Origin of the sequence: Labrys okinawensis (genome assembly GCF_002982075.1) — a bacterium.
GTDB lineage: Bacteria > Pseudomonadota > Alphaproteobacteria > Rhizobiales > Labraceae > Labrys > Labrys okinawensis_A.
Map to the genome: position 1 here is coordinate 337,392 of NZ_PUEJ01000003.1, position 23,097 is coordinate 360,488.

General features: G+C 65.0%; 28 protein-coding genes. 15 read left to right on the plus strand and 13 right to left on the minus strand.

Annotation, left to right across the window (positions count from 1 at the left end; translation table 11 throughout):
* Positions 1-44: 44 nt before the first annotated feature.
* Positions 45-833: a peptidoglycan editing factor PgeF gene (gene pgeF, locus C5L14_RS08650; protein WP_181161088.1), complete on the minus strand. Its 789-nt coding sequence runs from the start codon at positions 831-833 to the stop codon at positions 45-47.
* Between the two features lie 178 nt (positions 834-1,011).
* Between pgeF and C5L14_RS08655 the strand changes: the two genes are divergently transcribed.
* Entirely contained in the window at positions 1,012-1,587 is a 576-nt protein-coding gene (locus C5L14_RS08655) for a DUF992 domain-containing protein (RefSeq protein ID WP_245196556.1), read from the plus strand.
* 72 nt (positions 1,588-1,659) lie between these two features.
* Here the strand turns inward: C5L14_RS08655 and C5L14_RS08660 are convergent, their stop codons facing one another.
* The gene (locus tag C5L14_RS08660) at positions 1,660-2,748 is read right to left on the minus strand and encodes a class I SAM-dependent methyltransferase (protein ID WP_105861634.1); all 1,089 of its coding nucleotides are present in this window, start codon (positions 2,746-2,748) and stop codon (positions 1,660-1,662) included.
* Entirely contained in the window at positions 2,745-3,605 is an 861-nt protein-coding gene (lgt, locus tag C5L14_RS08665; protein WP_105861635.1) for a prolipoprotein diacylglyceryl transferase, read from the minus strand. Before lgt ends, C5L14_RS08660 begins: the two co-directional genes overlap by 4 nt.
* A 271-nt stretch (positions 3,606-3,876) precedes the next feature.
* Here lgt and C5L14_RS08670 point away from each other — a divergent pair, with 271 nt between their 5' ends.
* The 5 genes from C5L14_RS08670 to C5L14_RS08690 all read left to right on the plus strand — a co-directional run bounded on the left by C5L14_RS08670 (position 3,877) and on the right by C5L14_RS08690 (position 7,011).
* A complete protein-coding gene (locus C5L14_RS08670; RefSeq protein ID WP_105861636.1) occupies positions 3,877-4,131 on the plus strand; it encodes an accessory factor UbiK family protein in 255 nt (84 codons plus the stop codon).
* A 178-nt stretch (positions 4,132-4,309) separates the two neighbouring features.
* Positions 4,310-4,810 carry a YbjN domain-containing protein gene (locus C5L14_RS08675; protein WP_105861637.1) on the plus strand — a complete coding sequence of 167 codons (501 nt, stop codon included), beginning with the start codon at positions 4,310-4,312 and terminating at the stop codon, positions 4,808-4,810.
* Positions 4,811-4,984: 174 nt separating this feature from the next.
* Positions 4,985-5,812, plus strand: a complete 828-nt coding sequence (proC, locus tag C5L14_RS08680) for a pyrroline-5-carboxylate reductase (protein ID WP_105861638.1) — start codon at positions 4,985-4,987, stop codon at positions 5,810-5,812.
* 99 nt (positions 5,813-5,911) lie between these two features.
* A complete protein-coding gene (locus C5L14_RS08685) occupies positions 5,912-6,652 on the plus strand; it encodes a TetR/AcrR family transcriptional regulator (protein WP_181161089.1) in 741 nt (246 codons plus the stop codon).
* Positions 6,649-7,011 (plus strand): tRNA-binding protein, encoded by a 363-nt coding sequence (locus C5L14_RS08690; RefSeq protein ID WP_105861639.1) that lies wholly within the window; start codon positions 6,649-6,651, stop codon positions 7,009-7,011. The genes C5L14_RS08685 and C5L14_RS08690 overlap by 4 nt, the downstream gene beginning before the upstream one ends.
* 334 nt (positions 7,012-7,345) lie before the next feature.
* Here the strand turns inward: C5L14_RS08690 and C5L14_RS08695 are convergent, their stop codons facing one another.
* Positions 7,346-8,536 carry an acetyl-CoA C-acyltransferase gene (locus C5L14_RS08695; protein ID WP_105861640.1) on the minus strand — a complete coding sequence of 397 codons (1,191 nt, stop codon included), beginning with the start codon at positions 8,534-8,536 and terminating at the stop codon, positions 7,346-7,348.
* Positions 8,537-8,623: 87 nt separating this feature from the next.
* Here C5L14_RS08695 and C5L14_RS08700 point away from each other — a divergent pair, with 87 nt between their 5' ends.
* A complete protein-coding gene (locus tag C5L14_RS08700; RefSeq protein WP_105861641.1) occupies positions 8,624-9,418 on the plus strand; it encodes an alpha/beta fold hydrolase in 795 nt (264 codons plus the stop codon).
* An 18-nt stretch (positions 9,419-9,436) separates the two neighbouring features.
* Complete coding sequence (locus tag C5L14_RS08705; RefSeq protein ID WP_105861642.1) at positions 9,437-10,045, plus strand: TetR/AcrR family transcriptional regulator; 609 nt, start codon at positions 9,437-9,439, stop codon at positions 10,043-10,045.
* 33 nt (positions 10,046-10,078) lie between these two features.
* Here C5L14_RS08705 and C5L14_RS08710 read toward each other — a convergent pair whose 3' ends face one another.
* The 3 genes from C5L14_RS08710 to C5L14_RS08720 all read right to left on the minus strand — a co-directional run bounded on the left by C5L14_RS08710 (position 10,079) and on the right by C5L14_RS08720 (position 12,788).
* Positions 10,079-11,431 carry an ATP-binding protein gene (locus C5L14_RS08710; protein WP_105861967.1) on the minus strand — a complete coding sequence of 451 codons (1,353 nt, stop codon included), beginning with the start codon at positions 11,429-11,431 and terminating at the stop codon, positions 10,079-10,081.
* A gap of 95 nt (positions 11,432-11,526) precedes the next feature.
* Positions 11,527-12,240 carry a response regulator gene (locus tag C5L14_RS08715; protein ID WP_105861643.1) on the minus strand — a complete coding sequence of 238 codons (714 nt, stop codon included), beginning with the start codon at positions 12,238-12,240 and terminating at the stop codon, positions 11,527-11,529.
* Positions 12,237-12,788 (minus strand): MarR family winged helix-turn-helix transcriptional regulator, encoded by a 552-nt coding sequence (locus C5L14_RS08720; RefSeq protein WP_105861644.1) that lies wholly within the window; start codon positions 12,786-12,788, stop codon positions 12,237-12,239. The genes C5L14_RS08715 and C5L14_RS08720 overlap by 4 nt, the downstream gene beginning before the upstream one ends.
* Before the next feature lie 572 nt (positions 12,789-13,360).
* On the opposite strand from C5L14_RS08720, the gene C5L14_RS08725 reads away from it, so the two are divergent.
* Both C5L14_RS08725 and C5L14_RS08730 read left to right on the plus strand, forming a co-directional pair.
* Positions 13,361-14,254 (plus strand): branched-chain amino acid aminotransferase, encoded by an 894-nt coding sequence (locus tag C5L14_RS08725; protein WP_105861645.1) that lies wholly within the window; start codon positions 13,361-13,363, stop codon positions 14,252-14,254.
* Between the two features lie 163 nt (positions 14,255-14,417).
* Positions 14,418-14,768 carry a hypothetical protein gene (locus tag C5L14_RS08730; protein WP_146126866.1) on the plus strand — a complete coding sequence of 117 codons (351 nt, stop codon included), beginning with the start codon at positions 14,418-14,420 and terminating at the stop codon, positions 14,766-14,768.
* Positions 14,769-14,872: 104 nt separating this feature from the next.
* On the opposite strand, the gene C5L14_RS08735 is transcribed toward C5L14_RS08730, so the two are convergent.
* The 4 genes from C5L14_RS08735 to C5L14_RS08750 all read right to left on the minus strand — a co-directional run bounded on the left by C5L14_RS08735 (position 14,873) and on the right by C5L14_RS08750 (position 18,865).
* Positions 14,873-15,460, minus strand: coding sequence for a dihydrofolate reductase family protein (locus C5L14_RS08735; protein WP_105861647.1), 588 nt, complete (start codon positions 15,458-15,460; stop codon positions 14,873-14,875).
* Between the two features lie 24 nt (positions 15,461-15,484).
* Entirely contained in the window at positions 15,485-15,961 is a 477-nt protein-coding gene (locus C5L14_RS08740) for an SRPBCC domain-containing protein (protein WP_105861648.1), read from the minus strand.
* Positions 15,954-16,304, minus strand: coding sequence for an ArsR/SmtB family transcription factor (locus tag C5L14_RS08745; protein WP_105861649.1), 351 nt, complete (start codon positions 16,302-16,304; stop codon positions 15,954-15,956). The genes C5L14_RS08740 and C5L14_RS08745 overlap by 8 nt, the downstream gene beginning before the upstream one ends.
* A 284-nt stretch (positions 16,305-16,588) precedes the next feature.
* Positions 16,589-18,865, minus strand: a complete 2,277-nt coding sequence (locus C5L14_RS08750) for a heavy metal translocating P-type ATPase (protein WP_105861650.1) — start codon at positions 18,863-18,865, stop codon at positions 16,589-16,591.
* Between the two features lie 81 nt (positions 18,866-18,946).
* On the opposite strand from C5L14_RS08750, the gene C5L14_RS08755 reads away from it, so the two are divergent.
* A complete protein-coding gene (locus tag C5L14_RS08755) occupies positions 18,947-19,375 on the plus strand; it encodes a MerR family transcriptional regulator (protein WP_105861651.1) in 429 nt (142 codons plus the stop codon).
* Positions 19,362-19,505 (plus strand): hypothetical protein, encoded by a 144-nt coding sequence (locus C5L14_RS30305; RefSeq protein WP_181161090.1) that lies wholly within the window; start codon positions 19,362-19,364, stop codon positions 19,503-19,505. Before C5L14_RS08755 ends, C5L14_RS30305 begins: the two co-directional genes overlap by 14 nt.
* Here C5L14_RS30305 and C5L14_RS08760 read toward each other — a convergent pair.
* Together C5L14_RS08760 and C5L14_RS08765 are read right to left on the minus strand one after the other, a co-directional pair.
* Positions 19,502-19,819, minus strand: a complete 318-nt coding sequence (locus C5L14_RS08760; RefSeq protein ID WP_105861652.1) for a hypothetical protein — start codon at positions 19,817-19,819, stop codon at positions 19,502-19,504. The genes C5L14_RS30305 and C5L14_RS08760 overlap by 4 nt on opposite strands.
* 363 nt (positions 19,820-20,182) lie before the next feature.
* Positions 20,183-21,397, minus strand: a complete 1,215-nt coding sequence (locus C5L14_RS08765) for an alanine racemase (protein WP_105861653.1) — start codon at positions 21,395-21,397, stop codon at positions 20,183-20,185.
* Positions 21,398-21,614: 217 nt separating this feature from the next.
* On the opposite strand from C5L14_RS08765, the gene C5L14_RS08770 reads away from it, so the two are divergent.
* From C5L14_RS08770 to C5L14_RS08780, 3 genes are read left to right on the plus strand one after another with little or no spacing between them, the layout of a single operon-like run.
* Positions 21,615-22,055: a hypothetical protein gene (locus C5L14_RS08770; RefSeq protein ID WP_105861654.1), complete on the plus strand. Its 441-nt coding sequence runs from the start codon at positions 21,615-21,617 to the stop codon at positions 22,053-22,055.
* Positions 22,052-22,717, plus strand: a complete 666-nt coding sequence (locus C5L14_RS08775; protein ID WP_245443311.1) for a ribonuclease T2 family protein — start codon at positions 22,052-22,054, stop codon at positions 22,715-22,717. The genes C5L14_RS08770 and C5L14_RS08775 overlap by 4 nt, the downstream gene beginning before the upstream one ends.
* A 21-nt stretch (positions 22,718-22,738) precedes the next feature.
* On the plus strand, positions 22,739-23,089 hold the full coding sequence (locus C5L14_RS08780) for a cupin domain-containing protein (RefSeq protein WP_105861655.1): 351 nt from the start codon (positions 22,739-22,741) through the stop codon (positions 23,087-23,089).
* Positions 23,090-23,097: the final 8 nt, after the last annotated feature.

Below are 23,097 nucleotides of genomic sequence, written 5' to 3' on the forward strand. Positions count from 1 at the left end.
AAGAGTTAGAGCAAACAAGCGTTCACGCCTGAACGCGCTTTGCTCTAGCGACCCACCAGCGCGATCGCATGCAGCAGGCGGCCATAATCGGGTTCCTTGCGATGGGTCACCCGGCGATAGGAGAAGAAGCGCTCCTCGTCCTGATAGGTGCACAGCGCCATGTCCTCGAAGCGGCCGATGCCGGCGGCGGTGAGGCGCATGCCGATATAGGCCGGCAGGTCGAACATGGCGTGCCCGGCATTGGGGCTCGGACCGAAGAAACGCTCGTTGGCCGCGTCGGCTTCCAGGAAGCGAGCCTTGAACTCCGGCCCGACCTCATAGGCCGACCGCGAGATCATGGGACCGAGCACAGCGACGATGTCGCCGCGCGTGGCGCCGAGGCCCACCATGGCGTCGAGCGTGGTTTCGAGCACGCCGGTGAAGGCGCCCTTCCAGCCGGCATGGGCCGCGCCGATCACGCCGGCCCTGGCGTCGGCGAACAGCACGGGGCCGCAATCGGCCGTGGCGACAGCGAGGGCGAGATTGCGCTCGCGCGTCACCATGGCGTCCACCTTGGGAGCGTGCTCGCGCGACCAGGGCGCCGTGACGGTGACGACGTTGGGCGAATGCACCTGGTAGCAGGTGATGAAACGATCGCGCGGCACGCCGAGGCTGTCGGCCATACGCCCCCGGTTCTCGCGGACATGCTCCTGGTTGTCGTCGGAGCCTGAACCGCCGTTGAGCGAGGCATAGATGCCGTTTGACACCCCTCCCTGGCGCGTGAAGAAGCCGTGGCGGATGCCGGGCAGGTCGAGGGCGGCATGCTGGAGAGCGATGGCGGACGAATCGGTCATGGCGGCAGGATCGGGACGAAGGGGAGAGATGTCAAACGGGCGTCCGCCGGGACCGGCGCAAGTCAGGATTGTGATACCGTCGATTTCGCGGCGGGAACCGTTGCGTTTTCAGGTCGTTGGTTCAAAGTGCTCCGGTATCCGGCCGTGGCCAGGAACGATTTTTTGAAATAGGTGCCCCATGAACATCGCGAAAACCTTGTCCGCATTTGCTTTGGCGGCCTTGCTGGCGCCTGCGGCGGCCGGCTCGGCCGAGGCCGCCGTCAGGACGGGAACGCTCACCTGCGACATTGGCGGTGGTATCGGCGTGGTGCTGGGATCACGCAAGCCGGTCGCCTGCCGGTTTTCGGACTTCAACGGCTACAGCGAACTCTATGACGGCACCATCACCAAAGTCGGCGTGGATGTCGGCTTTACCTTCGCCGGGCGAATGGTCTGGGCCGTGTTCGAGCCGTCCAATCGCCATGCGCCGCTGGGCGGCAATTATGCCGGCGTGTCGGCCGAAGCCAGCGCTGCCCTCGGCGTCGGAGCCAATGTCCTGCTCGGCGGCGGCAATGGCGGCGTGACGCTGCAGCCGATCTCGGTGCAGGGGCAGACCGGCCTCAACGCGTCGGCCGGCATCGGCAGCCTGCATATCCGACCCGTCGCGGCCCCGGTGATCATTCAGCCCGAACGGGTCTACCGTCCCCGCCACAAGGCGCATCGCCATCACTACAAGGCGAAGAAGCACCGCAAGAGCTGCCGCTGCAAGGTGTGAGGCCTTGCGGGAGGGCGAAGGATCGCAAGAGCCGCCTCGGAGCAGCCAGGCATGACCATGGCCTGGCCTCTCTCAGTTGCGCTCGGTTCCCGGCGCTGAAACGGCCAGCACCTTGAATAGCGAGCCCATGGCGCGCGGCGCGTCGTCAGTCAGGCGTTCCAGCGCCCTCGCTATCGCCTCCGCTTGCTCCGGCGTGGCATGGCGGCTGAGATTGGCGGCCATGGGACGGATGCCGAGTTCGTTGAGAAACTGGGCCTGCGTGGTGAGGATGTCGATCGACAAATGTCGGTCGGCGGCGATGCGGGCCAGCGTCTCGAAGCAGACATGGGTGGTCAGATCTGCCTCGCCGGGCCGGGCCAGCGGATCGACGAAGGCATGCCCCGCCATGGCCTGCAGCGTATCGCCCACGCCGAATTCGATATGCCCGTAGTCGATGATCAGGGCGGCGCCGCCGAACCGGGCCAGCCGCTCGGAAAGGCTGGCCATCACCCGTGAACCGGCTTCCGGATATTCCACGATGGTGCCGTCGAGCGCGCCACCGGAAAGGGACGGCGCCTGGCTGGCCGCTACGGGTTCCGGTGCAAGACCGAAGGCAAGCTCGTCATCGACCAGGCCGACAAGCCGCTCATGCCAGCGCCCGCCCCGATGCACCAGCTGGTGCACGGGCAGGGCGTCGAAGAACTCGTTGGCGATGACGATCGACGGTCCGTCGGGCAGGCCGGCGATGTCGTCATGCCAGGTCGGGTGCCGCCCCCCGAGGCTGTCGGCCAGGGCAGCGGCCTGAGCCTTGCGCAAGACGGGGCTCGTCTCGACCAGATGGAGCGCGATGGCATCGGCGAAAGCCGGCACGACCTTGCCGATGGCCCGCAGGGCGTCCGCCATCAGCGTGCCGCGTCCGGGGCCCAGTTCGACCAGGTTGATGCGGGAGGGCGAGCCGAGAATCATCCAGCGATGGGCCGCCCACAGGCCGATGATCTCGCCGAACATCTGGCTGATTTCGGGTGCGGTGGTGAAGTCCCCGCCCGCGCCGAGCGGATCGCGCGTGATGTAATAGCCGTGACGCGGATGGCCGAGTGCGAGCGCCATGTAGCGCGCCACGTCGATCGGCCCTTCCTGGCGGATCAGCTCCTTGATCTCGCGGGCGAGCGGGGTCTCGCTCATGCCGATTTCGATGCGTCGGAGGCCTTGGGTGCCTCGGGGCGGTGCACCAGGGCATAGATCACCAGGCCAAGGCCAGCCGCGACCATCGGCAGGGAATAGGCCTGGCCGACGGTCAGCACGTCCTGGATCCACCAGCCATCGGGCTCGCGATAGAGTTCGCTGAACGAGCGGGCGGCGGCATAGCCGATGCCGAACAGGCCGGCGATCAAGCCGGGCCGTTTCAAGGCACCCAAGCGCGTCATGATGGCAAACAGCACGAACAGGGCGAGGCCCTCCAAGGCGGCCTCGATCAACTGGCTCGGATAGCGCGGCGTCGGCCCCTGCGGAAACACCGAGAACGGACTCGATGGCGAAATCATGCCCCAGGACGAGCCCCAGGCCGGACGCCCCCATAATTCATCATTGATGAAATTGGCGATGCGACCGAGGAAGAGGCCGATCGGTGCGACGCAGGCGGCAATGTCGAGATAGGACAAGACCGGGATCTTGTTGAGCCAGGCGAACAGGATCACGGCGAGCGCCGCTCCCAGGAAGCCGCCATGGAAGGCCATGCCGCCTTCCCAGACCTTGAGGATCTCGATCGGGTTGGCGAGATAATAATCCGGCTCGTAAAGCAGCATGCCGAGCCGCCCGCCGATCACCACGCCGAGCGTGACCCAGATCAGCAGGTCATCGAATTGCAGCTTGGTGCCCGGTTGCACCGGCCAGAGCCGGGCGTTGCCGATCAGGCGGCGCCCATACCACCAGCCGCCGAGCAGGCCGAAAATATAGGCCAGCGCATACCAGCGGATGGCGAGCGGGCCGAGATGGATCAGCACCGGATCGAAGGCGGGAACGATGAAATATTGCTCAGGCATGAGGGCCTTTTGGTGACTGGAGATGACAGCGTCAAGGCAGAAGCTTCTAGGGCGTGTCGTCAGTTATGGTTTCGGGCTAGACGGGGAGCGATTTTGGCCGTCTGCAACGTCGCTTCGCTCGCCAAGACACAAGTCTTGGCAGCGCTCGCTCCTCCATCTCGCCATTTTTGACCTCATCTCGCTCCAAACCATAACTGACGACACGCCCTAGCGGGGCCAAGCTTTTATCGAGGTCTGGCCCGTGCTATCGACGCCGCAAAGGAGTTTCGTGATGCCACAGCAATCCGGCCGTATCTACGACGAGTTCGCCAAATTGATGACCGACGCCGCCGGCGTCGCCCAGGGCGTGCGCCGGGAAGTCGACAATGTCGTGCGCAGCCAGGCAGAGCGCATCATGCGCGATCTCGATTATGTCCGCCGCGACGAGTTCGACGCGGTGCGCGAGATGGCGATCAAGGCGCGCGACGAAAACGAACGCCTGGCGGTCCGTATCGCCGAACTCGAAGCCAGGCTCGCTGCGCGTTGAGCGCGGGGGCGCCCGCCGTGCGACAATAAGACCGGCACGGAATGAGAGGCCTCCTTGTGGACGGCGGGAACGAATCCTTGCCGATTCAGCCCGAATGCCGGAACTCTCCCCACACAGGCTGCGTATCGATCGGTATTCGCAGCGCCAATGCGCCTCCCCGGAGGCGCCGGGAGTTGCAATGTCGGTAATCGAGCTCCAGAGCGAGCGGGCCGGTCATCCGGTTGATCTCGTCGAACATCTGGCGAGTCTTCACGACTGGGCCTTCGACAGGCTCGGCGAAGACGAGATCTCCATCGTGGTGAAGGGGCATGGCTGCGACTATGCGGTGTCCTTCACCTGGATGGACGATATCGAGTCGCTGCATCTGGCCTGCTCCTTCGATGCCAAGATTCCCAAGCGCCGCCACGCCGATCTCCTGCAGACGATTGCGCTCGTGAACGAACAGCTCTGGGTCGGCCATTTCGATGTCTGGAATGCCGACCAGGTCATCATGTATCGCCATGCCCTGTTCCTGGCCGGCGGCGCCGAAGCCACGCCGCGCCAGTGCGAGGCCCTGATCGAGATCGCGGTGGAAACCTGCGAGCGCTATTTCCAGGCCTTCCAATTCGTGATCTGGGCCGGCAAGACCCCCAAGGAAGCGCTCGAAGCCGTGCTTTTCGAGACCGTGGGCGAAGCCTAGTATCTGGCGGCTTTCCGCGGTCATCGCGGACGCAGAGAAGCAATCCGGTCCTCATACTCTAGTGTTCCTGGGTTGCTTCGCCGCGCTCGCAGTGACGACCCTTTTCCGGCGACCCGAGGCCGCTCCGAGCCGGCGGCTGCCAAAGCCGGCTTTCCACCCGCAGGAGTTCTTCCCATGGCTGATACATTGGACATTGGCGGCAAGCTGTTGCTGCTGGGCGCCGGCAAGATGGGCGGGGCGATGCTGGAAGGATGGCTGAAGCTCGGCCTCGATCCTGCCGGGGTCGGGGTGATCGATCCCTATTTGCCGCCGGAAATCGCCGGCGACCTCTCCGTGAAAGGGATCGCGGTCAATCCGATGCTGGCCTCCTTCGGCACGCCGGCGGTGGTTCTCCTGGCGATCAAGCCGCAGATGATGGATGTCGCAATGAGCTCCGTCGCGCCTCTGTTCGGATCGGATACGCTGGCCGTCTCCATCATGGCCGGCAAGACCATCGCCAGCATCGCGGCATTGCTGCCGGCCGACACCGCCATCGTGCGCGCCATGCCGAATACACCGGCCGCCGTTGGCCGCGGCATCACCGCAGCGGTGCCGAATGCCTTCGTGACAGCCGATCAGGAACGGGCGGCCGATGCCCTTTTGCGGGCGACCGGCGCCGTGGAGTGGGTTGCGGATGAAAGCCTCATCGATGCGGTGACGGCGGTTTCCGGCTCGGGGCCGGCCTATGTCTTCCATCTCGTCGAAGCCATGGCCGAGGCCGGAGCCGCGGCGGGACTTCCTGCCGATCTCGCCATGCGTCTCGCACGTGCCACCGTGGCCGGGTCCGGCGAGTTGCTGCACCGGTCCGACCTGCCGGCGGCCACGCTGCGCCAGAACGTCACCAGCCCTGGCGGCACCACAGCGGCGGCGCTGGAGGTGCTGATGGCCGAAAACGGTTTGACGCCCTTGATGGAGCGGGCGGTGGAGGCGGCGCGCCGGCGCGCGGGCGAACTCGCTTCCTGAGGGCCGCGGAGGCCATGCCTGCCAACGCGCCGCATTGATCCGGACCGCAATCAGCCTATCTTTACCGGACGAGGCACATCGAAAAACGAGGTTCGAGCCATGGTTGCCAAGCCGAAAGCCGATAATGCCGTCGATCCGCGTCAGGCCGCGATAGAAGCCTTGCTGGCGCTGTGCGCCGACAATCCCTGGGGCGAGATCGGCCTGGCCGACATCGCCGGCAAGGCGGGACTGTCCCTGTCGCAATTGCGTGGCCTCTACCCTTCCAAGGGGGCCATCCTCGCCGCCTATTCCCGTCAGGTCGACCAGAAGGTGCTCGACGGCATCGACGAGGGCATGGCCGGAGAGCCGGCCCGCGAGCGGCTGTTCGACATTCTGATGCGCCGCATCGATGTTCTCTCGCCGCACAAGACCGCGATCGCCAACATTTCCAGGGCCTTTGCGCTCGATCCGCTCGCCATGGCCGCCTGGAACCGCGTGGTCACCAATTCGATGCAATGGATGCTGACGGCGGCCGATATCGACGCCGATGGCCCGATGGGAGCCGTGCGTGCGCAGGGCTTGGCGCTGGCCTGGGCTCGCATCATCAAGGTCTGGCTGAAGGACGAGGACGAAGGTCTTGCCACCACGATGAAGGAAGTGGACCGGCAGCTTCGCTCGGGCGAGCGCTGGATGGAGCGGGCCGACGACCTTTGCCAGATCTTCGCGCCATTCCGCCGTATCGCCGAACGGTCTTATGAGCGCCGCGCCCGCATGCGCGAAAGGCTGCGGGAGCGTTTTCACGATTTCGCCGAGTCGCGCCGGCGGGGCAGGGATGATCGCGACGATGCGGAGGCGGTGTGAGTAGCAGTAGCGGGCAACCGTCGGCCGAGATCGGCTTCGATGATTTCCTCAAGGTCGATATTCGCATCGGCACGGTGCTGGAGGCGGTGCCCCTGGAAGGAGCCCGCAAGCCGGCCTATCGCATGCGCATCGATTTCGGCGGCGAGATCGGCATCAAGGCCTCCTCCGCCCAGCTCACCGCCCTCTACAGGGCTGATGAGCTGGTCGGGCGCCAGGTAATGGCGGTGGTGAATTTCCCGCCGCGCCAGATCGGCAAATTCATGTCGCAGGTGTTGACGCTGGGCTTTCCCGGCCCCGACGGCGCCGTCGTGCTGGCGACACCGGAACGCCAAGTCCCGAACGGCTCGCGTCTGTTCTGAGGCGCTCCTTTCAAGATGTTTGGAACGAACCCGAAAAAGACTGGGATGGGGCAACGCGACCCCTCATCCGCCCCCAAAGTTCTTTACTTGAACGCGTGGTCTTGAAAGGACCACGCTATGGCACCTTCTCCCGCAAGGGGAGAAGGCGATCGACCAGCACTGAGCCTCGCGAAAATGATTCCCTTCTCCCCTTGTGGGAGAAGGTGCCGGCAGGCGGATGAGGGGGGAACCGCTCGATCCGGATTTCACACATCAACGCCTTGAAAAGGGTTGTTCTGAGAGCAGAGGCGGCGCGACCTCTCCGCGTAAGGATGGGATTCCACTATGCTTGTCCCTACGCAATCCTCTCGATTGCGATCGCCGTCGCTTCTCCGCCGCCGATGCACAGCGAGGCGATGCCGCGCCTGAGATCGTGGCGGGCCAGGGCGTGCAGCAGGGTGACGATGATGCGCGCGCCGGTCGCGCCGATCGGATGGCCGAGTGCGCAAGCCCCGCCATGGATGTTGAGGCGGTCGGCAGGGATGCCGAGGTCGTGGCGGGCGGCCATCGCCACCGCGGCGAAGGCCTCGTTGATTTCGAACAGGTCGACCTCTCCCACGCGCCAGCCCGTGCGTTCGAGCAGCTTTCGCATGGCCGGGATCGGCGCGGTGGTGAACCAGGCCGGATCCTGGCTATGCGTTGCGTGTCCCTTGATCTCGGCCAGCACGGGCAGGCCGTCGCGCTCGGCGATGGAGCGGCGGGTCAGGACGAGGGCGGCGGCACCGTCGGCATTGGCGGAGGAACTGGCGGCGGTGATGGTTCCGTCCTTGCGGAAGGCGGGCCTGAGCTGCGGGATCTTGTCGGGCGAGACCTTGAGCGGGTTCTCGTCGTTGGCAACCAGCCTGGAGCCACCCTTCCCCGGCACTTCCACCGGTGCGATCTCGGCGGCGAAGGCACCGGTTTCGACCGCCTTGCGGGCGCGGTTCAGGGTCTCGACGGCATAGGCATCCTGGTCGTCGCGGCTGAATTGATAGGCCTCAGCCGTCGCTTCGCCGAAATCACCCATCGGGCGGCCCCCTTCATAGGCGTCCTCGAGGCCGTCGAGCATCATGTGGTCGAGAAGGCGATCATGACCCATGCGGTAGCCGCTGCGGGCCTTGGCCAGCAGATAGGGCGCGTTCGACATCGATTCCATGCCGCCCGTCACCACGATGTCGGCGGAGCCGGCGCGAAGGAGATCGTGGCCGAGCATGGTTGCCTTCATGCCCGAACCACAGACCTTGTTGACGGTCGTGGCCCCCGTGGCGTCGGGCAGCCCGGCATGGCGGGCGGCCTGACGGGCCGGCGCCTGGCCAAGGCCGGCAGGGAGCACGCAGCCCAGCAGGATTTCGTCCACCCGATCGGCAGCGAGCTTCGCGCGTGCCAGGGCCTCCTTCACGACATGGGCGCCGAGCGCAGGGGAGGGCAGGCTCGAAAGGTCGCCCTGGAACCGTCCCAGCGGGGTGCGTGTGGCGGAGACGATGACGACGGGGTCGCTGGTGGACATGGCTCGATCCTCAATGACACTGCAGAGCGCTATTGCATGAGGGATGACATATAATATTATAACCATAATTTAAAGAGGAGAGCGGCCATGGACGTTTCGGAGTGCGTCGACCCGCGCAAACTGGCGTTGCGGATGATCACGCCCCGGCGGCTTCCCCCGCGCGCCGTGCCGATTCCCGAAGGCGCGACCCCCTTTTCCGTCGCGCATGATGGCGGCTTGATCGCCGGCTGGCGCTGGGGCCATGGCGAGCCCGTGCTCCTGGTGCATGGCTGGGAGGCTACCCATGTCGACATGCTTGCTTTCGTGGAGCCCCTGCTGGCACGCGGCCTCGGCGTGATCGCCGTCGATCTGCCGGCCCATGGCGCTTCCGAGGGCGTCTCGGCGACTATCCCGCAGATGGCCAAGGCCGTGACCGCCGTCGGGCAGACCTGCGGGCGCCTGCATGGCGTGATCGGCCATTCCGTCGGCGGGCCGGTTCTGACCGTCGCACTGGCCGGAGGGCTGGATGCGGGGCGCGTCGTCCTCATCGCCTCGCCCGCCAATTATGGCCGCCAGATGCGGGCGGCGGCGATGGCGTCGGGGGGCGTCGACGCCAGGGATCTCGCCCACCTGGCCGACGAGCTCATCCGCCTGGGTACTGAACTGCCGATCATGGATCTGCCCAGCTTCGCCGAACGGTTGACGCAACCGGCTCTTCTCTTCCATTCCAGGGACGACCGCGTCGTCGCCATTGGCGAAGCGCGGGAAATCGCCAGATATTGGCGAGGATCACGATTGATCGAGCTGGACGGACTTGGCCATGGCCGTATCCTTGGCGATGCCGGCGTGATCAGCCGAGCCGTGGACTTTCTGGCCGCGGATTTTCTGACGGTACCTTCCTGACGGGAGACGAGGTGCGCCATGCGCTATGACAAGGGCCATAAGGATGCGACGCACCGGCACATTCTCGAAACGGCCGCGTTGCGCCTGCTGCGCGATGGCATCGACGGCACCGGCATTGCGCCGTTGATGGCCGATGCGGGCCTGACCCATGGCGGCTTCTACAGCCATTTCACTTCGAAGGATGCCCTGGTCCGCGAAGCCGTAGCCCATACGTTGGCGCAGCGACGCGGCAAGCTGCGCCGCTCCGCCGAGCGCGCCGACGATCCGATCGAAGGGCTGATCCGCTATTATCTGCGCCCCATCCACCGGGACACGCCCGAAAAAGGCTGCGCCATCGCCGCGCTTTCCGGTGAGATCGCGCGCCAATCGGAGACGACGCGGGCCGCCTTCACCGAGGAACTCTTCGGCAGCATCGGCGTGATCGCGGATAATCTGCCCGGAGGCAATGCCGAAACGCGCCGCAGCACCGCCATCGCCATCATGGCCCTGCTGGCGGGAACGCTGCAGCTCGCACGCGTCGTCCCCGATCCCCTACAGTCCAATGCGATACTGGAGAACGGCATCGAGGCGGCGCTGAAGCTGGCTCGCGGCTCCGCCGCCGGTGGCGAGGACGGCAGGGGCGCATAGGCGGCGCCGAGCCCGCCCGATCACCGGCCGGCATCAGACCGGGATGCGTACATTCGCCCGCAGTCCACCCAGCGGGCTGGTGGCGAGGGTGATGTCGCCGCCGTGGAAGCGGGCGATGTCGCGGGCGATGGCAAGGCCGAGGCCGGTGCCGCCATGATCCTGGTTGCGGGCCTCATCCAGCCGGAAGAAAGGCTTGAACACGTCCTCGCGGCTTTCTTCGGGTACGCCGGGCCCGTCATCGTCGACAGTGACGATGAGGTAGCGTTGCTCGCGCACGCCGGTGATGAGGATGGTCCTGGCGAAACGCTGGGCATTGGACACCAGGTTCGTCAGGCAGCGCCGGAAGGCGTCCGGACGTACCACCACGATCGGATCCCCCTGGAAGCTGACCCGCGCATCCTGGCCCTGGCGTATGGCATTGGCACGCAACTCTTCCAGCAGCGCGGCGATGTCGGTAGGCTCGGCCTGTTCGGCGGCATCGCCGCGCGCGAAGGCGAGATAAGCCTCCAGCATGCGGCTCATCTCGTCGACGTCCTTTTGCAGATCCTCATATTCGGGACTGTTTTCGTCGAGCAGGGCCAAGGACAGCTTGAAGCGTGTCAGGATGGTGCGCATGTCGTGCGAGACGCCGTTGAGCATGGCGGTGCGCTGCTCGAAGGCGCGCTCGACGCGCCGGCGCATCTCGATGAAGGCGCTGGCGGCCTGGCGCACCTCGCGCGCGCCGCGCGGGCGGAAGTTCTGGACGTCGCGCCCCTTGCCGAAATCCTGCGCGGCATTGGCGAGCTGCTGGATCGGCCGGATCTGGTTGCGCAGGAACAGGATCGCCACCGTGATGAGGATCAGCGAGGAGCCGAGCATCCAGAGCAGGTAGATATAGGAGTTGGAGGCGAAGGTCTGGCTGCGGCGGGCGAAGACGCGCAGGACGGCATCGTCGAGCTTGACGCGGATCTCGACGAAATCCGAGCGGCCGACTGTATCGATCCAGAAAGGCAGGCCGATGCGCATGCGGATCTCGTCCGACAGGGCCTGGTCCAGAATGTCGAAGAAGGGGCGGGCTCCGCGCGGCGGCAGGTCCTCGAGGGGGCGAAACTCGATGCCGAGCGCAAGCTGCTTCTGGGCTACCAGCTGGAGCAGGTCTGTCGTGCCCTTGTCATGGGGCATTTGCTGGTAGAGCTCGACGATCGCCGCGATGTCCTTGGTGGTGGCGGCCGACAGCCGCGCCGTCACGCCCTGCCAGTACTTCTCCATGAACATGTAGGTGACGATGGCCTGCAGCAGCACCATCGGCGTGATGATGATCAGCAGCGAGCGGGCGTAGAGGCCCTTGGGCATGCGATCGCCGAGCGCCGATAGCACGCGCCCGGGGCCGGCAGCCAGTTCGCGCATCCGGGGCAAGACGATACGGGCGGCCTCGGAAGTCCGCGCCAAGCCTTTTCGGAGCATCGCCCCGGCAGATTGGAGGGCCGGTGGACGGGGCTCCATCACATGTCGACCATCAGGCGATATCCCGTGCCGCGCACCGTCTGCAGATAGACCGGATTGCCCGGATCCTTCTCGATCTTGCGGCGCAGGCGGTTCACCTGCACGTCGACGGTGCGCTCATTGGCGATGTCGGCGGCGGGGCCGGCGAGCGCCAGCCTGTCCACCGTCTCGCGCGGGATCTCGACCAGCAGGCGCAGCATGTCGCGCTCGCGTTCGGTGATGCGGACCGTCTCGCCGCCTTGCTGGAGTTCACCGCGTGAGACATGGAAGGTGAAGTCGCCAAAGGTGACGATGTCGCGCACCGGCTCGGTCGGTGTCGGCGCAACCGTCCGTTTCAGGATGTTGTTGAGGCGCAGCAGCAATTCGCGCGGCTCGAACGGCTTGGGCAGATAATCGTCGGCGCCGATCTCCAGGCCCCTGATGCGATCATCCGGATCACCGCGTGCCGTCAGCATCAGGATCGGCACGCTGGAACCGGTGCGGATCCAGCGGGTCAGGTCGAAGCCGTTCTCGCCCGGCATCATCACGTCGACGATCATCAGGTCGAAAGTGAATGCCTCGATGCGCTGGCGGGCGCTGGCGGCGTGCTCGGCCGTGGTCACGCGATAGCCATGCTCGCCGAGATAGCGCGAGAGCAGCGTGCGGATGCGGTTGTCGTCGTCGACCAGCAGGATATGGGGGGCGTCGTCAGGCAGGACGGCAACCTTGTTCATCGTTTTTCACCCCGGATCTTGTCGCTTCCGGTGACATTGCCTCGGATCAGCCGGGCGACTTCTGCCCGGCCGTCCGGATCGACCATGGCGAACAGGAAGCGTTGTGCCAGCTCGGGACCGGTCAGGCCGGCTTCTGCGAGTGCCCGCGCGATGCGCTGGGATTGGGTCGTTGCCAGTTCGACGGCCAGTTGCTTGCCTTTCACCGTGGTGGTCAGCAAGCGCTGGCGCCGATCTTCCCGGCCTTCGCGCTGCAGAATAAAGCCCTGGTCGACCAGATCCTTCAACACCCGGGCCAGCGATTGCTTGGTGATTTTCAGAATATCCAGCAATTCGGCGACAGTAAGATCCGGATTGCGGTCCACGAAATGCAGCACGCGGTGATGGGCCCGCCCGAAGCCATAGGCCTCGAGGGCATGGTCGGGATCGGCGACGAAATCGCGATAGGCGAAGAAGAAGAGTTCGATCAGCTCATAAAGCGGAGGCTCACCCCGGTCGGTTTCCGATCGGGGAGGCGAGACAGGGGAGAACGAGAAATTTACGTCAGTCATATTGACATATTTTCGTCAGATCGTTACGCAAACCGGGCTCACCGCGAAAGGATGTTCCGCCACAGCGTTTCGGGACTTGGCGGAATCGCCGAGAATCCAAAGACGCGCCGAACCAGACAGTTAGAGCAAAACAGCGTTTGCGTCTAAACGAGCTTGCTCTGCCACGGGTGGAAATCTCAACGTGCGAGGCACGGTGCCGTTTCCGGTACGAAACATAAGGGGATTTGCCCCCCGACGCAAAAGCGACGGTTGCCATTATCCAGCCACGTCCCGAGCGGAAAAAGACGCCCGTGGCGAACGGAACAGTTTCCGCAACTGCCTGCCAATGGCTATAACATTGCGGTTACCAGGGTGTTTTGCGATCTGCTGGGGCACCGGCAGGCGCAGGGCCTCGAACCAGGAGTTGGGGCAGGAGCGCTCAGGCATGAACGCGCTTTGCTCCAAAGCGTTTTGCGATTGGACGGAAGCGTTTCAAATCGCCAAGACGCGTCGAACCGAAGAGTAAGAGCAAACAAGCGTTTTCGCCAAAACGCGCTTTGCTCCAGGAAGCGCGAAGCGCTGGAGGATTTGTCATGTCGATGTTGCCCTTCGATCAACGCGATGGCTTTATCTGGCTGGACGGCCAGATGTTGGCCTGGGGCGATGCCAAGCTTCATGTCCTGTCGCACGGGCTGCATTATGGCGGTGCCGTCTTCGAGGGCGAGCGCTCCTATGGCGGCAAGATCTTCAAGTCCTCCGAGCATTCCGCGCGTTTCCGCCGTTCGGCCGAGATTCTCGACTTCGCCATTCCCTATTCGGTCGAGGAACTCGATGCTGCCAAGCAGGCCGTGCTCGACAAGAACGGCCTGAAGGATGCCTATGTCAGGCCGGTTGCCTGGCGTGGCTCGGAGATGATGGCCGTGGCCGCCCAGCATGCCACCATCCACACCGCCATCGCCGTCTGGGAATGGCCGAGCATGTTCGACATGGCGACCAAGATGAAAGGCATCCGCCTCGACGTGGCCGAATATCGCCGGCCCGATCCGAAGACCGCGCCCTCCCTGTCGAAGGCGGCCGGGCTCTATATGATCTGCACCATCTCCAAGCATCGCGCCGAGCGTCGCGGCTATGCCGATGCGCTGATGTATGACTGGCAGGGTCGTGTGGCCGAATGCACCGGCGCCAATGTCTTCTTCATCCAGGACGGCAAGATCCACACGCCGATCGCGGATTGCTTCCTCGACGGCATCACCCGCCGCACGGCGATCGACCTGGCCAAGGCCCGCGGACTGGATGTGATCGAACGGCGTATCATGCCGGACGAACTCGGCAGCTTCAGCGAATGCTTCCTCACCGGCACGGCGGCCGAGATCACGCCTGTCTCCGAGATCCTCGAGCATCGCTATACGCCGGGGACCATCACCCGCACGCTGATCGAGGACTTCAACCGGGCGGTGCGCCCGGAGAGCCACTCGGCTGCGGCCTGACCTTCGTCGGGGCCTAAGGACATGGAGAGGCAGGCCCGATGGCCTGCCTTTTGCGTTTCGGCGCCGCGGCTCTAAGGGAACGGGCTGTTGCCATGGCAACAGCCGGGGGCGCCAGCCCATGCTGGAATGGATGAAGAGGCAACGTCCAAAAGGGAGGCGAGCGATGAGGGCATCTGGATCCAGGGCTTTGGCCATGATCGCAGCCCTGATGTTCGCTGGTGCTTCTGCGTCGGGCGCCGCCGCCGCGCAGGCCGGACCGCAGACGCTGCGCCTGGCTCCGCTCCAGATCATGTGCTTTCGTGCCCCCTGTCCCTGGGGCGAGATGGCGATCAGGCCGGTCGACGCCTTGGATACGCCGCATCCGCTCTATCGCGGGCCGTTACCCAGGCTTCAGGCCCGGCCTGGCGATGCTGCCGTGATCCGTCGCGCCTGGCAGCGACGGACATGCCTGATCATTCGTGGCAGCGTGGAAGGCGCGAGCCTGCGTGTTTTCCGGATCCTGGATCGATGCTGAGTTCTATAGCGTTTTGCGATTGGACGGAGTTACCCAGAAGCGCAAAGACGCGTCGAAACAAAGAGATAGAGCAAATAGGCGTTCACGCTTGAACGCGCCTTGCTCTAGGCTCTGGCGTAATGCAGCACGGCGACACCGCAGGAGAAGGGGCGGGCGTCGACCAGCCTGAGCCGTGTGGTTCTGTGAAGTTCGCCGAGCATGGCCTTGCCGCTGCCGAGCAGGGCCGGATTGACGATGAAATGGAACTCGTCGATCAGTCCGGCCTCCACCAGGGACGAGACCAGGATGGGGCCGCCATAGACGATGATGTCCTTTCCGGGTTCGCGCTTGAGGCGGTCGACCTCCTCGGCGAGGGCCGATCCGGCAATCTCGGTATTGGGCCAACGCGATTGCTTGAGGGTGCGGCTGAAGACGATCTTGCGCATGTCGCCGATCGCCCTGGCGAAACTTGACTGGGGGCTGGCGGAATCCTCCGCAACCGTTTGCCAATGCTGGTGAAAGCCTTCCTCGGCCATCATGCGGCTGAGCAGGATGCAATCGGAGGAAGAGGTCAGCTCTTCGTGATAGCGCCTGAGCTCGATGTCCCAGCCCCAGTCAGGCCCCCAGTTCCACACCATCCAGTCATTGTTGCCGTCATGGCTGGAGCTGAAGCCGTCGGCGGATATCTGCATTTCCAGTTTGAGCCTGCGCATGGCGAGCCTCGTTGTGAGTGAATGTCAGGGCGCGATTTCCGTGAGATAGGTTTCGAGCCGGTCAAAGCTCTGATTCCAGCCTTCGCCATGGCCGTCCCGTGAAGCGAGGGTGGTGAAGACAGCTTGGTGGAAGCGCATCAAGGTCTGGCCGTCCTTGTCCTCGAAGGTGACGGTCACGATGGTTTCGGGGCCGGGATTGCCTCTGTCGTCCTCCCAGGCATGGGTGAAGACGAGGCGAGCGGGCGGCTCGACCGTCAGATAGGTGCCGCGGACCCAATGGTCGGTGCCGTCGGGCGCATGTAGGCAGGTGCGGTAGAAGCCGCCTGGACTGCAATCGAAGGCGTCCGAGGTCGCGGTGAAGCCCTTGGGACCGGGCCACCGGCTGAGGTGCTGCGGTTCGGTCCAGGCTCTGAACACCAGTTCGCGCGGCGCCTTGAACAGGCGGGTGATGACGAGCTCGTGCTCGCCGGCCGCCGGGGCGGCGTTGGTCGTGCTAGTCATGCTTGTCGTCCTTGTCGTTTCCTCGGGCCTGGAGCTCGGCGAGATAGTCGTCGAGACGGTCGAAACTGTCGTCCCAGAAGCGGCGGTAATGCTGGACCCAGTCGAAGGCTTCCCGCAGCGGGCCCGGATCCAGCCGGCAGGGACGCCATTGCGCCGAGCGGCTGCGCGTGATCAGGCCGGCCTTTTCCAGGACCTTGAGATGTTTGGAGATGGCGGGCTGGGTCAGCGTGAAAGGCTCCGACAATTGCATGACGGTCGCTTCGCCCTGGGCGAGCCGGGCCAGGATGGCCCTGCGGGTGGGGTCCGCCAGGGCCGAGAAGGTATCGCTGAGATGGTCGGGCATCGTATATAGCCATGTAATTAATTAACCTAACAGCTATATACGATCGTCGGCGAGAGAGGTCAAGTCTTGTGGAGACTGTGTCTGGCGAGGTGCAAGACCCCTCATCCCCCTGCCGGGACCTTCTCCCGCAAGGGGAGAAGGGGTTTTGTTTGGCGAGCGCAGCGGTGCTCAGCACATTGCGATTGAGATCGGCCCCTGCCGATCAAATCCCTTCTCCCCTTGCGGGAGAAGGTGGCGGCAACCGGATGAGGGTGACGCGCGACCCGAAAAGACTGCGGTCTGTCTCAGCCGATCTTCGCCCGCAGCAGGCGGAGGGCGTTCATGGTGACCAGCACGGTCGCACCGGTATCGGCGAGGATGGCCGGCCACAGGCCGGTGATGCCGGCAATCGTGGTGACCAGGAATACCGCCTTCAATCCGAGTGCCATCGCGATGTTCTGGTGAATGTTCGTCATGGTGCGGCGCGACAGCGCGACCATGCCGGCCACGTCGCTGACGCGCCCATGCAGCACGGCGGCGTCGGCCGTTTCCAGGGCGACGTCGGTGCCGCCGCCCATGGCGATGCCGATATCGGCGGCCGCCAGGGCCGGGGCGTCATTGATGCCGTCGCCGACCTTGGCCACCGTCAGCCCCTGGGCCTTGAGTTCGTTGACGATGCGCTGCTTGTCCTGCGGCAGCAATTCGGCATGCACCTCCAACCCGAGCTTGTGCCCGATCGCCTGGGCGGTGCGGGCATTGTCGCCCGTGAGCATCAGGGTGCGCACGCCGGCCGCACGCAGGGCCGACAGCCCGGCGATGGCGTCCTCTCGCGGCTCGTCGCGCATGGCGATCAACCCGGCCGGGATGCCGCCCGCCAGCAGCACCGAGACGGTCTTGCCTTCCTGGTTGAGGGCTTCGATACGGGCCGTGATCTCGGCCGGAAGCGCTGCCTGACTTGCTGCCGCCTTGGGCGAGCCGAGGAACAGGGCAATACCGTCGACGCTGCCGGTCACGCCCTTGCCGCCAAGCGCCTTGGAATCCGTGGCGACGGGAGCGGGGATATTGCGTTCGGCCGCCTTGCCGAGGATGGCGGTGGCCAGCGGATGGCTGGAGCCGGCCTCCAGGGCCGCGGCCAGCCGCAGCACCTCGGTTTCGTCGCGCCCGAGCGGCACGATATCGGTCACCTTGGGCTTGCCCTCGGTGAGGGTGCCGGTCTTGTCGAAGGCGGCGGCGGTGATCTTGCCCACGGTTTCAAGCACGGCGCCGCCCTTCATCAGCAGGCCGCGGCGCGCGCCGGCCGAAAGAGAGGCGGCGATGGCGGCCGGCGTCGAAATGACCAGGGCGCAGGGGCAGCCGATCAAGAGGATCGCCAGGCCCTTGTAGATCCACTCGTTCCAGGAAGCGCCGCCGACGAACGGTGGCAGCACCGCCACCAGGGCGGCCACGAGCACGACGCCCGGCGTATAATAGCGCGAGAAACGGTCGATGAAGCGCTCGGTCGGCGCCTTGCTCTCCTGGGCTTCCTCGACCAGCTTGATCACCCGCGCGATGGTGTTGTCGGCGGCGGCGGCCGTCACCCGGATGCGCAGCGCGCCATCACCATTGACGGTGCCGGCGAAGACATTGTCGTCGGTTTCCTTGCGCTTGGGCGTGCTCTCGCCGGTCACAGGCGCCTCGTCTATGGCGCTCTCGCCCGAGACGATGACGCCATCGGCGGGAATGCGGTCGCCCGGCCGCACCAGGATCACGGCGCCGACGGCGAGACTATCGGCCGGCACTTCCTTGGTGCGTCCCTCTTCTTCGAGAAGAGCGGTCTTGGGCACCAGGCTGGCGAGGGACTGGATGCTGGCGCGCGCCTTGCCGGCGGCGACGCCCTCCAGCAATTCGCCGACCAGGAAAAGGAAGACCACGGCGGCGCCTTCCTCGGCGGCCCCGATGATCACCGCGCCGACGGCGGCGATGGTCATCAGCATTTCGATGGTGAAGGGCATGCCGTATCGGGCTGCCACCAGAGCGCGCCGCGCGATCGGAATGAGGCCGACCAGCATGGCGATGTCGAACGCCCAGACCGCGATCGCAGGCAAGAGGTGGCCGATGCCATAGGCGGCCACCAGCGCGATGCCGGCGGCGATGGTCAGGACGCCCTTGCCCGAGCGCCACCAGGGTCCGGAGGAGGGACCATGATCATGGCCGTGCAGGCCCGCAAGGGCCGGAGCCTCGCCCTGGGTGCCATGATCATGGTTGCCATGCTCGTGCCCATGCCCGGCGTGGCCATGGTCATGGCCGCCGCAGGCGCCATGATCGTGGTCGTGCTCGTGATCGTGCGCGGGCTCGGCGGCACCGGCCGGCGGCGTCGCAGCGGTCAAGGGCGAAACCTTGTAGCCGAGGCGGCGAACCCTGTCCTCGACGACGCCGAGATCCTGGCCGTCGCCATGCTTGACCGTCATCGTACCCGCGGTCACCGAGACCGAGATATCCTCCACGCCGGTGACGCCGCGCACGGCCTTGTCGATCTTGCTGGCGCAGGAGGCGCAGTCCATGCCCTCCACGCGGTAACGGGTCTGGGTCGCAGCGATAGCCATTTCGAGTCTCGCATTTCGAATGGGTTGCATCTTCTGCGAAGGCAACTACATCCTCTAGTGGCTAGAGGAGCAAGCGGAAAAATGAAGCTTTCAGGCGTGGCGATCGGCGAAGCCGCCAAGCGCAGCGGCGTCAAGGTGCCGACCATCCGTTACTACGAGCAGGTCGGCCTGCTGCCGGCGCCGCCGCGCACGGACGGCAATCGGCGTCTCTACGAGGCGGCCGATGTGCGCAGGCTCGCTTTCATCCGCCATGCGCGCGAACTCGGCTTCGAGGTCGAGGCGATCCGTACCCTGCTCGATCTGCAGGACAATCCCGGCCAGTCCTGCGCGGTGGCCGATGCCATAGCCCGGGCCCGTCTCGCCGAGGTGGAGCAGCGCATTGCCAGCCTGCAAGCCTTGAAGGCGGAACTGCAGCGCATGGCCGAAGGCTGCCGGCACGGTCGGGTCGACGAATGCCGCGTCATCGAGATCCTGGCCGACCACGACAAATGCCTGCATGGGCATCACTAAGCAAGGCGTCTCGTCGAACCTCGACGGTAGGACGGTCGGCCTGTCGCGCCTGGCTGGCGATCTGACTTCCCATGTCGCCGGCGCGGCCATCCCGATCGACCGCAGCTTGGCGCGGGCGATGATTTTTTAGTTTCGGACCAACCCGAGCCTTTGCTTTGCGCTGGCGAGGGTGGGTCCCGCGGCAATCACCAAATTCATTTGAGTGGGCGTGCAGACCGCCTGCGCCAAACCAGTGACAGAGCCGATTTCCGGCATCACCTTGGTGAATCTCAGTGTAACGACGATCGAATTTGCCTGCTTGCGTACGTCGATAAGTCGGCCGCTCATTCCGGCAAGTTCAGGGGAATGCTCGGCCAGAGTCTGAAATTTCTGCCGAAGTGCGGCACTGGTCAGGTGGGGATCGGACAAGGCCGTCTGAACACCCTGTGCGCTTTTGCCCGACATGGGCGCCGTCCCAGCCGCAACGAAACCTGGTCCGCCGCAAGAAGTATTTTTACAGATGAGCATCTTGCTAATGCGGACTTTCGACGCCCCAAGTCCCGCATAGGATTGCGGCTCGAACCAACCTCGTGCAGCCAGGCGCATGTCGGAAGCAGGTGACAAGCGCTCCGAAGGGCCTGCACACGAAGCCAAAGCAAGACATACAGAAAGAAAACCAAGCAAGCGAATCAAGTGTGCCCCCAGGCTATAAGAACAGATGATCTGTTCTATTGCGGCATCACGCTAAGAGAGCGCCAGAGGGTAAGCAAACGATTTCGGAGCGGAAGACGTCGCGTCCAACGAGAAGATCGAGGCAGGGAAACGAGGCTACTCCGCCGCGATGGGAATGCTCACGCCCGGCTCTTCCTCGAACGGGGTCTCGAGTTCGACGAACCTGTCGGGAAAGAAGCCGTTGAAATGAGTGCGCAGGCCGAGCGAATAGGCACCGATATGGCCGATCTCGATCCAATCCCCGGTGTCGATCGTCTCGGGCAGATAGAAGGGCCGCGTCAGGATGTCGACGGAATCGCAGGTCGCGCCGCAGATGCGGAACGGCAGGAGCTTGTCCGGCGAGCCGTTGCGGCGCTTGCGGGCAGGGTCGGGGATGAAGCGGGTCGGCAGCAGCAGCTTGCCCGTCCATGAATCGGAGAGCGAGGCCCAGACACCGTCATTGATGTAGAGGCGCTGGCCCTTCTTGAGCAGCACGCGCACCATCACAGACAGGCAGCGCGCCACGATCACGCGGCCGGGCTCGGCCACCAGGGGCAGATCGTCCAGCTTCCAGTCGGCGATGTCGGCGCGGATCTGGCGCATCAGCGCCTCGGTCGTCGGCGTGCCCTGGTTGGAGCCCTTCTTCTTGGGATCCACGCCATATTGCGCGGGAAAGCCGCCGCCGATGTCGAGGCTGACGATATCTTCCTTGATGCGCGAACGCACCCAGGCGACGGAGGCCAGCGCCCGTTCATAGGTCTCCGGATCCTCGACCTGCGAGCCGACATGGAAGGCGATGCCGGTCTTGAAGCCGATGCCGGCCATGCGATCGAGCAGTTCGACGGCGTGGGTCGGCGTGGCGCCGAACTTCTTGGAGAGCTCGTAGGCCGCCGCCCCCTTGGTGGCCAGGCGCAGGAACAGCGTGATCTCCTCGGGCGGAATGTCGAGGGCGCGCACGATGCGCAGGATCTTGGCGACTTCATCCTCATGGTCGAGCGAAAGCTCGCGGATGCCGTAGGTTTCCAGCGCCAGCCGGATGTGGGATTGCGCCTTGACCGGATGCATATAAAGAAGTTCGCACTCGGGAGAGGCAGCCCGGGCCGCCTCGAATTCGGCGGGGCTGGCCACGTCGAAGGAAGTGATGCCGGCCTCGGCCAGCACCTTGAGGATCATCGGCTCGCCATTGGTCTTGACGGCATAGGCGGTCTTGCCGGGGAATTGCGCCATGAATTCGCGCGCATCGGCCGCCAGGACCTGCGGGCGGAAGCCATAGACCGGCTCATCCGGGCGGAGTGCCAGCACAGCTTCGCGGGCGGTGGTGAATTTCTGCATGGCCGAATCAACGCCCCGTTTCATGAACCCATGTTTAAGCCGGTTCACGGCTGCTGCAAAACAGCCGGGTTTCCTGACAGAAATGTGACGGTGGCGGCGAGGGGAGATGGGGCCGCGTCATACCCGACCGATTGCGACTCGGTCCCGCGGCTTGGCGCTTGACGGGCGGCCTTCACGCGGACAGATTCGCTAGGTTGCTGATTTAAGGATTCTCATCATGCGTATTGCCGGTCTTGCCGCCGTCCTGCTGGCAGCGTCCTGCGCGCCGGCTCTTGCCGCCTCGGCGCTGGAGAAGAATTTCTGGCTGTCCGGACCCAATTATGACGGCATTCTGCCCCATTGCGCCGACAAGGCTGTCTCCGATGAGATCGCCGCGCGCTTTTCCCGCAAGGAGGCCAAGTACTGGCACTCCAACCTGGCGATCCAGCAGATCGACCGTCACCGCCAGGTCGCCTTCTCGCCCTGGGGGCCGAGCTATATTCCGCGTCGCTTCTGCGTGGCGCGGGTGTTGACCAATGACGGCCATTATCGCCGCGTCTCCTATTCGATCGCCGAGGACACCGGCTGGATCGGCGCGAGCTGGGGCGTGGAATGGTGCGTCGACGGCACCGACCATAATCTGGCCTACGCGCCCGCCTGCAAGATGGCGCGTCCGTGATCCGTTGCCTGCTCGCGGCCATTTTGATGATGGCGGCGAGCAGCAGCCTTGCCGCGCGTGAAATCCGCGGCGGGGCGCCGGGCGATTTCGACCTCTATCTGCTTGCCCTGACCTGGTCGCCGGGCTTCTGCGCCACCGGCGGCACGGCCAAGCAGCCCAGCCAGTGCGGGATCGGTTCGCGCCTCGGCTTTCTCGTGCATGGCCTCTGGCCTCAGGGCGAGCGCGACTATCCCACCGAATGCAATCCCGGTGCCTTCGTGCAGCGGCGCGATCTTGCCGCCACCGGGGGCGTGATGCCTTCGGAGGGCTTGGCCCGTTACGAATGGCGCAAGCACGGCACCTGCTCGGGCCTGTCGCCCGCCCGCTATTTCGAGGCGATGGCGACGCTCTATCGCCGGATGGTCATTCCCGACGCCTATCGCAGCCCGGCGCAGGACAGCCGCGCCGCGCCGCTCGAGATCGAGCGGGCTTTCTCGCAGGCCAATCCCGGCCTGCGGCCCGACATGATGACGGTCGTCTGCGGCCGCGGCGAGCACGGCAGCGTGCTCACCGAACTGCGCATCTGCCTGAGCAAGGATTTGCGCAATTTCCGGCCTTGCCCGGCGCAACTGCAGGTCCAGGGCTGCCGGACGCGAAACATTCTGATACCAGCGCTCAACTGACATTGGTCTTGGTGAACCGACATGGCTCTATGGCTCAAATTCGCAGGCACAGGGGAAGGGGAGGCCGAGGCAGGCGCCCCCAAGCCCGAACGGCTGGAAGCCGGCAATCCGGCCTTCCGCACCTGGAACAGCTATGAGAGCGCCGACGGCAAGACCTTTTGCGGCATCTGGGAGGCGACGCCGGGGCGCTGGCGCGTCGTCTATGAGGAATGGGAGAGCTGCACGCTGCTCGAAGGGCGCTCCATCGTGACGCCGGATGGCGGGGTGCCGGTGGAATTGCGGCCCGGGGACACCATGATCCTCGAGCCGGGCTTTGCCGGCAGCTGGGAAGTGGTGGAAACCACGCGCAAGAGCTATGTGATCCGGCTTTGATCCAATTT